This window comes from Arthrobacter sp. B1I2 (assembly GCF_030816485.1).
GTDB lineage: Bacteria > Actinomycetota > Actinomycetes > Actinomycetales > Micrococcaceae > Arthrobacter.
Window position 1 is genome coordinate 531,681 of sequence record NZ_JAUSYC010000001.1, and the last position, 12,144, is coordinate 543,824.

12 protein-coding genes are annotated in these 12,144 nt (G+C 66.3%); 7 read left to right on the forward strand and 5 right to left on the reverse strand.

Translation table 11 applies throughout. The features are described from left to right. Nucleotides 1–61: 61 nt before the first annotated feature. From QFZ57_RS02450 to QFZ57_RS02470, 5 genes are all read left to right on the forward strand, one after another. Nucleotides 62–1,072 (forward strand): Bug family tripartite tricarboxylate transporter substrate binding protein, encoded by a 1,011-nt coding sequence (locus QFZ57_RS02450; RefSeq protein WP_306897677.1) that lies wholly within the window; start codon nt 62–64, stop codon nt 1,070–1,072. Then, nucleotides 1,069–1,572, forward strand: coding sequence for a tripartite tricarboxylate transporter TctB family protein (locus tag QFZ57_RS02455; protein ID WP_306628885.1), 504 nt, complete (start codon nt 1,069–1,071; stop codon nt 1,570–1,572). The genes QFZ57_RS02450 and QFZ57_RS02455 overlap by 4 nt, the downstream gene beginning before the upstream one ends. After that, on the forward strand, nt 1,573–3,111 hold the full coding sequence (locus QFZ57_RS02460; protein WP_306628886.1) for a tripartite tricarboxylate transporter permease: 1,539 nt from the start codon (nt 1,573–1,575) through the stop codon (nt 3,109–3,111). It begins immediately after the preceding gene. A 70-nt stretch (nt 3,112–3,181) separates the two neighbouring features. After that, nucleotides 3,182–3,574, forward strand: coding sequence for a universal stress protein (locus QFZ57_RS02465; RefSeq protein WP_306628887.1), 393 nt, complete (start codon nt 3,182–3,184; stop codon nt 3,572–3,574). 151 nt (nt 3,575–3,725) lie between these two features. Then, nucleotides 3,726–3,986, forward strand: coding sequence for a hypothetical protein (locus tag QFZ57_RS02470; RefSeq protein WP_306628888.1), 261 nt, complete (start codon nt 3,726–3,728; stop codon nt 3,984–3,986). A 104-nt stretch (nt 3,987–4,090) separates the two neighbouring features. Here QFZ57_RS02470 and QFZ57_RS02475 read toward each other — a convergent pair whose 3' ends face one another. The 4 genes from QFZ57_RS02475 to QFZ57_RS02490 all read right to left on the reverse strand — a co-directional run bounded on the left by QFZ57_RS02475 (nt 4,091) and on the right by QFZ57_RS02490 (nt 8,825). Further along, a complete protein-coding gene (locus QFZ57_RS02475) occupies nt 4,091–4,336 on the reverse strand; it encodes a hypothetical protein (protein WP_306628889.1) in 246 nt (81 codons plus the stop codon). Between the two features lie 162 nt (nt 4,337–4,498). Continuing rightward, complete coding sequence (gene hutH, locus QFZ57_RS02480; RefSeq protein WP_306897682.1) at nt 4,499–6,091, reverse strand: histidine ammonia-lyase; 1,593 nt, start codon at nt 6,089–6,091, stop codon at nt 4,499–4,501. Between the two features lies 1 nt (nt 6,092). Beyond that, complete coding sequence (hutU, locus tag QFZ57_RS02485) at nt 6,093–7,847, reverse strand: urocanate hydratase (RefSeq protein ID WP_306897684.1); 1,755 nt, start codon at nt 7,845–7,847, stop codon at nt 6,093–6,095. A gap of 141 nt (nt 7,848–7,988) precedes the next feature. Continuing rightward, the gene (locus QFZ57_RS02490; protein WP_373461170.1) at nt 7,989–8,825 is read right to left on the reverse strand and encodes an IclR family transcriptional regulator; all 837 of its coding nucleotides are present in this window, start codon (nt 8,823–8,825) and stop codon (nt 7,989–7,991) included. A gap of 200 nt (nt 8,826–9,025) precedes the next feature. Here QFZ57_RS02490 and QFZ57_RS02495 point away from each other — a divergent pair, with 200 nt between their 5' ends. Next, nucleotides 9,026–9,247 carry a hypothetical protein gene (locus QFZ57_RS02495; protein WP_373461171.1) on the forward strand — a complete coding sequence of 74 codons (222 nt, stop codon included), beginning with the start codon at nt 9,026–9,028 and terminating at the stop codon, nt 9,245–9,247. Nucleotides 9,248–9,411: 164 nt separating this feature from the next. Here the strand turns inward: QFZ57_RS02495 and QFZ57_RS02500 are convergent, their stop codons facing one another. Beyond that, on the reverse strand, nt 9,412–10,383 hold the full coding sequence (locus QFZ57_RS02500; RefSeq protein WP_306628892.1) for an NAD(P)-dependent alcohol dehydrogenase: 972 nt from the start codon (nt 10,381–10,383) through the stop codon (nt 9,412–9,414). A 248-nt stretch (nt 10,384–10,631) separates the two neighbouring features. On the opposite strand from QFZ57_RS02500, the gene QFZ57_RS02505 reads away from it, so the two are divergent. Then, complete coding sequence (locus QFZ57_RS02505) at nt 10,632–12,122, forward strand: amino acid permease (RefSeq protein ID WP_306897686.1); 1,491 nt, start codon at nt 10,632–10,634, stop codon at nt 12,120–12,122. Nucleotides 12,123–12,144: the final 22 nt, after the last annotated feature.

Consider the following 12,144-nt stretch of genomic DNA (forward strand, 5'->3'; position numbering starts at 1 on the left):
CTAGCATCGGAACCACAAGTCAGCCAATGCTGATCAGATTTTTGATGAGAAGAGGAACACCATGCGCCAGATCCGCGCATTGCGAATTGCCGCCGTTGCAGCCGGCATCGCCCTGATGGCCACCGGTTGCGGTGCCACCGGAAAGAGCTCCACCGGTTCGGAAAGCTCCGGCGCCGCCGCCGGACCCATCACCGGCCTGCAGATCATGGTCCCGAACACCCCCGGCGGCGGCTACGACACCACCGCCCGCGCCGCAGCCAAGGTCCTCGACGACGAGAAGATCTCCACCAACACCGAGGTCTTCAACCTCGCCGGTGCCGGCGGCACCGTGGGCCTGGCCCGTGTGGTCAACGAAAAAGGCAACGGCGACCTGGCCATGCTCATGGGCCTTGGCGTGGTGGGGGCCAGCTACACCAACAAGTCCGAGTCCAAGCTGACGGACACCACCCCGCTGGCGCGCCTCATCGAAGAGCCCGGCGCCATCATGGTCGGCAAGGATTCCCCGTACAAGACCATCGATGACCTGGTGAAGGCATGGAAGGCCGATCCCGGTTCCATCGCCGTGGGCGGCGGCTCCTCCCCGGGCGGCCCGGACCACCTGCTGCCGATGCAGCTGGCCGGCGCCGTGGGCATCGACGCCACCAAGGTCAACTACGTGGCCTACGACGGCGGCGGCGACCTCCTTCCCGCAATCCTCGGCAACAAACTGGGCTTCGCCGCCTCCGGCGCCGGCGAATACCTGAAGCAGATCGAATCCGGCGAGGTCCGCGTCCTGGCCACCAGCGGCGAGAAGCGCCTTGACGGTGTGGATGCCCCCACGCTGAAGGAATCCAACATCGACCTGGTATTCACCAACTGGCGCGGCGTCGTGGCCCCTCCAGGCATCAGCGACAAGGACAAGGCTGCCCTGATCGCCGCCCTGGAGAAGATGCACGGAACCGACGGCTGGAAGGAAGCGCTCAAGACCCACAGCTGGACCGACGCCTTCATCACCGGTGACCAGTTCAAGTCCTTCCTCACCGAGCAGGACAAGCGCGTGGCCGATGTCCTCACCAAGCTCGGGTTGGCGTGACCTCCCTGACCACAGGCCTTAAAGGCCGCTCCGAGCTGGGAGTCGCACTCCTGCTCGGGGCGGCCGGCGTCCTGGTCTTCCTGGACGCCAACGGCCTGGTAACCCCATATTCAAAGTCCGACCCCGTGGGGCCCAAGACTGTCCCGTTCATCGTGGCCGGCCTCCTGGTGGTCTGCGCCGTACTGCTTGCCCTCAACGTCCTTCGCGGCGGCAAGGGCGAGGCCGAGGGCGGCGAGGACGTGGACCTGACCCACCCCGCCGACTGGAAGACCGTCCTGCCGCTGGCAGGCGCCTTCGTGCTCAACATCCTGCTCATCGACTGGGCCGGCTGGGTCATCTCCGGAACCGTCCTGTTCTGGGGCAGCGTCCTGGCCCTCGGCAGCCGCCACTACGTCCGCGACGGACTGATCTCCGTGGCGCTGTCCCTGCTGACCTTCTACGGCTTCTACCTCGGCCTGGGCATTGCACTGCCGGCCGGCCTCCTGGAAGGAATCCTCTAAATGGACGTCTGGTCCTCCCTGATGGACGGTTTCGCCACCGCCCTGACCCCCATGAATTTCCTGTACGCCGTCATCGGCGTCGTCCTGGGTACCGCCGTCGGTGTCCTCCCCGGGCTGGGCCCGGCCATGACCGTCGCGCTGCTGCTTCCCGTCACCTATGCCCTTGAACCCACCAGCGCGTTCATCATGTTCGCGGGCATCTACTACGGCGGCATGTACGGCGGCTCCACCACGTCCATCCTCCTGAACACCCCCGGCGAATCGTCCTCGGTGGTCACCGCCATTGAAGGCAACAAGATGGCCAAGGCGGGCCGGGCGGCCCAGGCGCTTGCGACGGCGGCAATCGGCTCGTTCGTTGCCGGAACCATCGGCACGGCACTGCTCGCCGTCTGCGCACCAATCGTGGTGAAGTTCGCCGTCAGCCTCGGTGCACCCAGCTACTTCGCAATCATGGTGCTGGCCCTGCTGGCCGTCACGGCCGTGCTGGGCTCCTCCCGGCTGCGCGGGTTCGCATCCCTGGGCCTGGGCCTGGCCATCGGTTTGGTGGGCATGGACTCGGTCACCGGCCAGCGCCGCCTGACGTTTGGCCAGCCGCTCCTGGCAGACGGCCTGGACATCGTGGTGGTGGCCGTGGCCATCTTCGCTGTGGGCGAAGCGCTTTGGGTTGCCGCCCACCTGCGGCGCACGCCGTTGCATGCCATTCCCGTGGGCCAGCCCTGGATGGGCAAGTCCGATTGGAAGCGTTCCTGGAAGCCGTGGCTGCGCGGCACCGCCTTCGGCTTCCCGTTTGGCGCGCTTCCGGCAGGTGGGGCGGAGATCCCAACCTTCCTTTCCTACGTAACGGAGAAGCGCCTCAGCAAACACCCCGAAGAGTTCGGCAAGGGCGCCATCGAGGGCGTAGCCGGCCCGGAGGCCGCGAACAACGCTGCGGCCGCAGGCACCCTGACCCCGATGCTGGCGCTGGGCCTGCCCACCAACGCCACCGCCGCGGTGATGCTGGCAGCGTTCACCTCCTACGGCATCCAGCCGGGTCCGCAGCTGTTCGAAAGCCAGGGCCCGCTGGTGTGGGCCCTGATTGCGAGCCTGTTCATCGGCAACCTGCTGCTCCTGCTGATCAACCTGCCGTTGGCACCGATGTGGGCCAAGCTGCTGCAGCTCCCCCGCCCATACCTGTACGCCGGCATCCTGTTCTTCGCCACCCTGGGCGCCTACTCGGTGAACCTGCAGGCGTTCGACCTGGTGATCCTGCTCGTCCTGGGCGCCCTCGGGTTCATGATGCGGCGGTTCGGGCTCCCCGTGCTGCCGCTGATCCTCGGTGTGATCCTCGGCCCGCGGATCGAAGGACAACTCCGCAAGACCCTGCAGCTGAGCGCAGGCGACCCGGCAGGGCTCTTCAGCGAGCCGATCGCCGTCGGCATCTATGTCATCATCGGCCTCATCCTGCTCTGGCCTTTCGCCTACAAGCTGTTTCGCCGCAACCGCCCGGAGCGCAAGCCGCTGATTCCGGCCAATTCGGGCGCCGCGGACTACAGCGACTAACAGCAGCCGGGAATTCCCGGGTTCCGTCCCGCTGCATCCAGCACAACATCAGCAGAAACAAGGAGAGACCATGACCATTGTGGTGGGATACGTCCCGACCCCCGAAGGCGAAGCCGCCCTGACACAGGCCATCGCCGAAGCCCGGAACCGCAACAGCAGGCTGCTGGTGATCAACTCGTCCAGGGGCGATGCGCCGGTGGACAACCGGTTTGCCCACGAAGGCGACATCCAAAGCATTGAAGAACGCCTGGCCACCCAGGGCATCGACCACGAGATCAAGCAGCCGGTCCGTGGGCACGATGCCGCCGCGGAGGTACTGGACGCCGCCGAGGAGCACGAAGCCGAACTGATTGTGATCGGGCTGCGGCGCCGCACCCCCGTGGGCAAGCTCATCATGGGCAGCACGTCGCAGCGCGTCCTGCTTGAGGCGGACTGCCCCGTCCTGGCCGTCAAGGCAGGTTAGGCCAGCGGGGCCGGCAGCGCCTGGATCAGGTCCTGGATGGACGCTTTGTGACTGCCACTCAGCATCCCAAAAAGGACGGTCATCTGACATATGCGGGGAGCAGTCGGTAGAATAGCGGAGCCACCCGGCAAAAATACAGAAAGTTCAGATTATGACTACAGCCACTCTGGAGCGCATCCCCGCCGCTGCCGAGCCCACCGAGGGGCCTGCCCTGCGGTCCATCAGCCTGGAGTTCTCCAGCGCCAGCGAGGTCCACGTCGGCCTGGAAGAGGCGGTGGCCGAACTGATAGAGGTGGCAGCAAAGGATGCCGAGTGCGGCATCCTGGTCACGAGGCTGCACCCTGGACGCTACAGGGTAGCCCTGGACGCCTCGGTACCTTTCGGCGAGACGTACGAGTCCGTCGCCGCCTGACCCGTTTTACCGGCCACTGGTGTTCCGCCGTGGCGGTGCCCTGACACCAAAAATCCCCGCACGCCCTTTGGCCGTGCGGGGATTTTTGGTTGCTGGTTGGATCGCTAGCCGCGGCGGACCTGCACGCCGTCGGACTTCAGGAAAAGCTGCTTTTCCGCCGGTCCTGATGGGCCGGCCGGCACCAGCCAGAGGACGTTGCCGCTCTGGGATACCTCTTCGACCTCCCCGGCCGCCACCACGTGCGCATGCTTGATGATCTCGACATGGTCCCCGGCCTGGAGGGCCTTCCAGTTGGAAACCGCGGAGGAATGGGCATTACGCCTCGACAGGACTGCCCCACGTGCTTTCATGTGAACTTCTACCCCTTTGTATTGTTCTGCCGCCACAGCTTCTTCGATGTGACTTTCACTACATCTTCAGTTCTACTACACTCCTGGCGCCGCGGTGTGCCGCGGCGCCGGAAATTCCACCCTTCGGACGGAGACGAAGAAGACGCTGAAGATTCTTCGGTTTCAGGCAAGGCGTCCGACGGCGGATTCGGCCGCCCGGAGCACGTCCCCCGAGGCGACCAGCCGGTCAGCCGCTTCCAGTTCCGGAGACAGGAACCGGTCCGTCCCCGGCCCGTCCACCACCGAGCGGAGCGCGGCCACGACGGCGGCGCCCGCAGGCCCCGGCGTAAGGACCCCGCCTGAGAGCTGCGTCCGGATGTCCAGGGCCCGGGCCGAGGTCACCAGCTCGATGGCCAGGACGCGGCGGAGGTTCTCCACCGCCTTGCGCAGCTTCCGCGCCGCGTGCCAGCCCATGGATACGTGGTCCTCCTGCATGGCGGAGCTGGGGATCGAGTCCACGGACGCCGGAACGGCGAGCCGCTTGTTGTCCGAAACCAGGCCGGCCTGGGTGTACTGGGCGATCATCAGCCCGGAGTCCACGCCGGGATCGGCCGCGAGGAAGGCGGGCAGGCCGTGCGAGCGGGCAGGATCCAGCATCCGGTCGGTCCGGCGTTCAGCGATGGAGCTCAGGTCCGCGACCGCGATGGCCAGGAAGTCCAGCACGTAGGCCACCGGGGCGCCGTGGAAGTTGCCGTTGGAACTGACGCGGCCGTCGGGCAGGACCACGGGGTTGTCGATGGCTGCAGCCAGTTCCCGGGTGGCCACCAGTTCCGCGTGGTCAACGGTGTCGCGGACGGCACCGGCAACCTGTGGGGCGCAGCGCAGCGAGTAGGCATCCTGGACCCGGGAGTCCCCCACCCGGTGCGAAGCGACGATCGGCGAATCGGACAGCACGCGCAGCATGTTGTCCGCGCTGGCCGCCTGGCCGGGGTGCGGCCGGAGCGCAGCGTGCAGTCCCGGCAGGAATACCTGGTCGGTGCCCAGCAGCGCCTCGACGCTGAGCGCGGCGGTGATGTCCGCCGTCGTCAGCAGTTGGCGAAGGTCGGCAATGGCCATCAGGAGCATGCCCAGCATGCCCTCGGTACCGTTGACCAGCGCCAGCCCTTCCTTCTCGGCAAGGGTGACCGACTCGATGCCGTGTTCTGCCAGCAGCTCAGCGACAGGCCGCTCTCCCCGCCCGCCGTACGTGACGCCGTCGGGCCCTTCCGCCTCGCCTTCACCCATGAGCACCAGGGCGCAGTGGGACAGCGGCGCAAGGTCACCGGAGCAGCCCAGCGAGCCGAACTCGCGGACCACGGGGGTGATGCCGGCGTTGAGGACGTCCACCATGGTCTGCAGGACCACGGGGCGGACGCCGGTGCGGCCGGAGGCGAGGGTCTTGGCGCGCAGGAACATGATGCCGCGCACCACTTCGCGTTCCACCGCCGGCCCCATGCCGGCGGCGTGGCTGCGGATCAGGGACTTCTGGAGCTGGGTGCGCAGTTCGGTGGGGATGTGGCGGTTGGCGAGGGCGCCGAAGCCGGTGGAGATGCCGTAGGCCGGGACGTCGCTGGCGGCGAGGTCGTCGATATGGGCGCGCACCGTGGCAACCGTCGCGAGGGCTGCCTCTGAGAGCACCACCTTCGCGTTGTGGCGCGCGACGGCGAGCACATCCTCAGGCGTGACGCCGACTGAGCCAAGGGTGACGGTCAGCGGTTCGTGGGTTAATGCGGTCATGTTATTTACTTTCTGGGGCCACGCGGACAGGGTTCCCTGGCCGAGCTTGCGAGGTTAGGGGGTCCGTGGGGATCATGGGGATGCGGACGCCGCGTTCTTTGGCAACGTCGACGGCGCGTTCGTAGCCGGCGTCGGCGTGGCGGATGACGCCCATGCCGGGATCGTTGGTGAGGAGGCGTTCGAGCTTCTGCGCGGCAAGGTCGGTGCCATCAGCGACCGAGACCTGCCCGGCGTGGATGGAGCGGCCGATGCCCACGCCGCCGCCATGGTGGATCGAGACCCAGGTGGCGCCGGACGCCGTGTTGAGCAGGGCGTTCAGCAGCGGCCAGTCGGCAATGGCGTCGGAGCCATCCGCCATGGCCTCGGTTTCGCGGTACGGGGAGGCGACGGAGCCGGAGTCCAGGTGGTCGCGCCCGATCACAATGGGGGCCTTGACCTTGCCTTCCTTCACCAGCTGGTTGAACAGCAGGCCGGCCTTGGCGCGTTCACCGTAACCGAGCCAGCAGATGCGTGCCGGCAGGCCTTCAAACTCGACGCGTTCCTGGGCGGCGTCAATCCAGCGGTGCAGGTGCTTGTTCTCGGGGAAGAGCTCCTTGATGGCTTCGTCGGTGACGCGGATGTCTTCCGGGTCGCCGGACAGGGCCACCCAGCGGAACGGGCCAAGCCCTTCGCAGAACAGGGGCCTGATATACGCCGGGACGAAGCCGGGGAACTCGAAGGCACGGGTGTAGCCGCCCTTGCGGGCTTCATCGCGGATGGAGTTGCCGTAGTCAAAGACCTCGGCCCCGGCGTCCTGGAATTCCACCATGGCCTGGACGTGCCGTGCCATCGATGCCTGGGCCTTCTTGGTGAAGCCTTCGGGATCAGCCTCAGTCTCGCGGTGCCACTCGTCCACCGAAATGCCCTCGGGCAGGTAGGACAGCGGGTCGTGGGCGGAGGTCTGGTCCGTCACGATGTCCACCGTGAGTTCGCCGGCCTTGTGGCGGCGCAGGATCTCGGGGAAGACTTCGGCAGCGTTGCCCACGTAGCCCACGGACCAGCCGCGGCGCTCCTCCTTGGCCTTCTGCACCTTGGCGATGGCGGCGCCGAGGTCCGTTTCCACCTCGTCCAGGTAGCGTTTGCCGGCGCGCCGGCGCAGGCGGGTCTCATCGACGTCGACAATGAGGCAGGCGCCGTCGTTCAGGGTGACGGCGAGGGGCTGGGCCCCACCCATGCCGCCGCAGCCGCCGGTCAGGGTGAGGGTGCCGGCGAGCGTGCCGTTCTCATCCCCGGTGAGTTTGCGGGCGATCGCGGCGAAGGTCTCGAAGGTGCCCTGCAGGATGCCCTGGGTGCCGATATAGATCCAGGACCCGGCGGTCATCTGGCCGTACATCATCAGGCCTTCGGCTTCGAGCCGGCGGAACTCGGGCCAGGTGGCCCAGTCGCCCACCAGGTTGGAGTTGGCCAGCAGCACGCGGGGGGCCCATTCGTTGGTGCGGAACACGCCGACGGGCTTGCCGGACTGGACCAGGAGGGTCTCGTCCTTTTCCATGGTCTCCAGGGTGCGGGTGATGGCGTCGAAGGCGGCCCAGGAACGGACAGCACGGCCGGTTCCGCCGTAGACCACCAGGTCATCGGGGCGCTCTGCCACCTCGGGATCCAGGTTGTTCATCAGCATGCGCAGCGGCGCTTCGGTCTGCCAGGACTTGGCGGTGAGCTCGGTGCCGCGGGCTGCTTTGACCGGGCGGGCACCGGTGGTGAAATCGGCGGGTGCCATGATGGGCTCCTTCTTGTGATGTATCTGTGGGAGGAAAGAAGTTCTGTATCAACTAAAGCCCTTTGATGAGGGGCTTCACAGGGGTTTTGAGGCCGAGCTGTCCGGAATCCGAGACAACCGTGCGGGTTCATTTCAGGGTGTTCATTTGGCCGGGCGGCCGTGGATCCGCAGGGAAAGTTCGTCCGCCACCTTCTGGACCCGGGCGGCAAGCACCGGCCACTCTTCAGCAGGCAGTTTGTCCTCCAGGAACGTGACTGCGACGGCGGCCGTGGGCCAGCCCAGATGGTCCGTGACGGCAGCGGCAATGGAGCCGAAGCCGGGCGTGACCTCACCGTGTTCGGTGGCGTAGCCGCGCTGCCGGACCTGGTCCAGGTGGGAGGACAGCGCGGAGTACTTCATGATGGCGCCCTCCACCTCATGCCGGGCCGTGAAGGCCGCGGCATTCGGGTACAGGGCACGCACCTGCGATTTGGGCAGCGCGGCAAGGATGGCGCGCCCGCTGGCAGTGAGGTGGCTGGGAAGGCGAACGCCGACGTCGGTCACCAGGGACGGGCGGTTCTTGGCCCGTTCCTCCACGATGTACAGAACGTCCCGTCCATGCAGGACGGCAAGGTGTGCGCTCTCGCCAATCGCGTCCACGAGCGAGGCGAGCAAAGGGCGGCCCAGCCGGGACAGCGGCTCCTGCCGCGAGTACGCGGAACTGAGTTCGAAGGCGCTGATGCCCAACCCGTAACGCTGCTCCTCGTGGAGGTGGAGCACGAATCCGTTCGCCTCCATAACCCCCAGCAGGTGGTAGACGCTGGAGCGGGGGAGGTCCAGGCTGGCCGCGATCTGCGACGCAGCCATGGGTCCGCGCCGCGACGCCAGCAACTTGAGGATGCGAAGGGTATTTTCAGCGGCAGGGACTTTGGACGCCACCTTTGATGATGCTGCCCTTGGTTCGTTGCCGGCCTGCGGCCTTGCTTCGGTTACTAACACCGGGCCCTCCTTGGCTTCTCGTGGCACATCCCATGGCTATCCGGGATCCCGTACTTAAGCATGCCCTCCTCCCGGCTTCGGGCCAGCCCGGAAACCTACGGGACTGTCTGAAATACCAGACTGTCGCCTTCCGTTGGGACTGGCCGGACTGCTTTCCCTTCCTGACCCCACATGCTCCCTTGGATAGAGTCCCGCAATGGATGAAAAAGAGGCGCTGCACCGCTATCTCCGGGTCCGGCGCGACAACCTGCTCGACAAACTGTGCCGAACGTGCCCATCACCTGGGCCACGCAGACATTCTGCGTGAACTCATCGACGGCAGCGCCGGGCAGCGTCCAGGGGATTCGAACCTCAGCAGGCGCAGCCCGCAGGAATGGGCTGCCCACCGTGCCAACATCGAAGCTGCGGCGAGGGAGGCCTGAGCAGCCGGGACGTGCCTGAGCAGCCGACGTGCCCGCGCTTGGCCGGCCCGCCCACGGTGCCCTGCTTCAGGCGCCCATCACTTCCCTGGCCGAGGCAGCCTGGACCACGGGAATTTGCTGGCCATGCACGGCGGGAGCCGGAGTCCCTGGATAACGGCGCCGGCTCAGACCCTGACAACCACTTTGCCGCGGGCCCGCCCCTCGTGCAGGTACTGGATGGCGTCCCGTACTTCCGCAAGGGAAAAGACCTTGTCCACCGCGGGCTTGACGCTGCCGGCTTCCATCAGCGACGCAAGGGCCTCGAGATCCAGGTACGTTTCCTTTGCGACAAGGCCCTTGAACTTCCGGCCGGAAAACAGGGAGACCAGCGGCGCAACAAGGGAGCGCTGAAATCCGCCGGTCAGCTTGCCACCCCCTTCGCCGCCGATGATCACCAGCGTCCCTTTGGGAACGAGCAGGCGTCGCAGGAGGGAAAGCGGCCGGTTGCCGGCCGTGTCCAGGATGACGTCGTACAGCTTCCCGGCGCCCGCGATATGCGAAGTCCTGTAGTCAATGACGTAGTCCGCCCCGAGGGAACGCACCAGCTCAACTTTGCCGGTACTGCACACACCCGTCACCTCTGCTCCGAAGGCCTTGGCCAGCTGGACCGCGAAGGACCCCACTCCCCCGCCCGCTCCAAGGATCAGCACCTTTTGGCCGACGGTGACGTGGCCGGCGTCGCGGACGGCCTGCAGGGCGGTGACGCCGGAGATCGGCGCCGCCCCCGCTTCTTCGAAAGAGAGGCTCAGGGGCTTACGGGCCACCTTGTCCTCCTTGGCGCAGACGTACTCGGCAAAGGATCCGTCGCAGGTCCCGAACACCTCGTCCCCAGGAGCAAAGCGGGTCACTCCAGACCCAACTGCTTCCACCACGCCGGCCACTTCCCGGCCGCGCACGGGAACTTTCGGCTTCTTCAGGCCGTAGCCGAAAAGCCGGACCAGGTACGGCAGCCCGGTCATCAGGTGCCATACGCCCTGGTCCACGCCGGCCGCCCGCACGCGGATCAATACCTCGCCGTCGCGAGGCTGAGGCCGGGCAATATCCCGCAACTCCAGCACATCTGCGGATCCATAGAGGTCCTGCACAACAGCCTGCACGTCAATCTCCTTCAGCCAGGAACTGGGCACAATCTCAAGCAGTTCATCCGCCCAGCTACCGGCGGCCCCTCACGCTATGGAAAAGCCGGAGTCGAGTCAAGGGTTATGCAGGTCAGGACCGGAAAAGCAGACGGATCAGCTGTTCGTCTGGAATGAAAGACACCAAGCGCCCGTGAGGCCCGTCACGTCCTGCATGGAAATGGTGTGCTGGTAACCGGCTCCCCTCCCGATGACGAGAAGGTATTTGCATGCAACCAGCTCCAACCCCAACCCGGAACGAAACCGCGGCCGAAAAGCACAAGCCAACTGGCGCCGTCGGACACGTCCTCAACAGGGGACTCAACGTCCGGCACATCCGCTTCATGGCCCTGGGATCGGCGATCGGCACCGGCCTCTTCTATGGCTCAGCCTCCGCCATCCAGAAAGCCGGCCCGGCCGTTCTGCTGGCCTACATCATTGGCGGCGCAGCCGTGTCCATGGTGATGCGCGCCCTCGGCGAAATGGCTGTGCGGCATCCGGTGTCCGGCTCCTTCAGCCAGTACGCGAGCCGGTACCTTGGCCCCCTTGCCGGCTTTGTGACCGGCTGGACATACGTTTTCGAGATGGCCATCGTGGCCATCGCCGACGTCACGGCCTTCAGCATCTATATGGGCTTCTGGTTCCCGCAGGTGGACCGCTGGATCTGGATCCTGGCCGTCATCTGCTTCCTCGCCGCGTTGAACCTGCTCAGCGTCAGGGTCTTCGGCGAACTCGAGTTCTGGTTCTCGTTGATCAAGGTCGCGGCCATCATCGCCATGATTGCCGGCGGCGCGGCACTGATCGTGTTCGGCTTCCAGGGCGGCGGCTCCACAGTTACCCCGGGACTGGGCAACCTGGTTGAGCACGGCGGCTTCTTCCCCAATGGCTTCGAAGGCCTCCTGGCATCGTTCGCCGTGGTGATGTTCGCCTTCGGCGGCATCGAGACCCTGGGCATCACGGCCGGCGAGGCAGCGGACCCCAAAAAGGTCATTCCCAAGGCCGTCAACACCGTCCCGGTCCGCGTACTGCTGTTCTACGTCCTGACCCTGGCAGTCCTGATGAGCCTCTTCCCGTGGGACCAGGTGGGCACCGGCGGCAGCCCGTTCGTGCAGATCTTCAGCGGCCTGGGCATCCCTGCAGCCCCCCACATCCTGAATGCGGTGGTGATCACTGCCGCACTCTCGGCCATCAACAGCGACATCTTTGGAGCCGGGCGCATCCTCTTCGGGCTCTCCAACCAGGGCCACGCACCGGCCGCCTTCGGCAAAGTCTCCCGTCATGGGGTGCCCTGGATGACAGTGGTCATGATGGCGGGGATCCTGCTGGTGGGAGTGGTCCTCAACGCGGTCATCCCGGAGGACGTGTTCCTGGTGATTGCCTCGATTGCCACCTTTGCCACGGTGTGGGTGTGGGTGATGATCCTCGCGTCCCATGTTGCGATGAAGCGGGAAATCGCCCGCGGGGGCCTGCCGGCGTCGGAATTCCCGTCCCCGTGGTGGCCCGCTGCCTCTGTCCTCACCATCGCGTTCATGGTGCTGGTGATCTCCATCCTGGGTGCATTCGAGGACACCCGCATCGCCCTGTACGTGGGCGCAGCCTGGCTTGGGCTGCTGGTCGTGGCGTACCGCCTGTGGATCAAAGGCGACGGACGACGCCGGGCCCACCTTGAGGACGAAACGTCGCCGCTGCCGGTGGTCGGGACGGCCCGCAGCAGCAAATAAGGCCCGTCCACAACGAAAGGTG

Bases quoted from the DNA above. Each gene is read 5' to 3' on its own strand.
- QFZ57_RS02450 (WP_306897677.1), top strand. From the start codon at position 62: ATGCGCCAGATCCGCGCATTGCGAATTGCCGCCGTTGCAGCCGGCATC.
- QFZ57_RS02460 (WP_306628886.1), top strand. From the start codon at position 1,573: ATGGACGTCTGGTCCTCCCTGATGGACGGTTTCGCCACCGCCCTGACC.
- QFZ57_RS02465 (WP_306628887.1), top strand. From the start codon at position 3,182: ATGACCATTGTGGTGGGATACGTCCCGACCCCCGAAGGCGAAGCCGCC.
- QFZ57_RS02470 (WP_306628888.1), top strand. From the start codon at position 3,726: ATGACTACAGCCACTCTGGAGCGCATCCCCGCCGCTGCCGAGCCCACC.
- QFZ57_RS02475 (WP_306628889.1), bottom strand. From the start codon at position 4,336: ATGAAAGCACGTGGGGCAGTCCTGTCGAGGCGTAATGCCCATTCCTCC.
- hutH (WP_306897682.1), bottom strand. From the start codon at position 6,091: ATGACCGCATTAACCCACGAACCGCTGACCGTCACCCTTGGCTCAGTC.
- hutU (WP_306897684.1), bottom strand. From the start codon at position 7,847: ATGGCACCCGCCGATTTCACCACCGGTGCCCGCCCGGTCAAAGCAGCC.
- QFZ57_RS02495 (WP_373461171.1), top strand. From the start codon at position 9,026: ATGAAAAAGAGGCGCTGCACCGCTATCTCCGGGTCCGGCGCGACAACC.
- QFZ57_RS02505 (WP_306897686.1), top strand. From the start codon at position 10,632: ATGCAACCAGCTCCAACCCCAACCCGGAACGAAACCGCGGCCGAAAAG.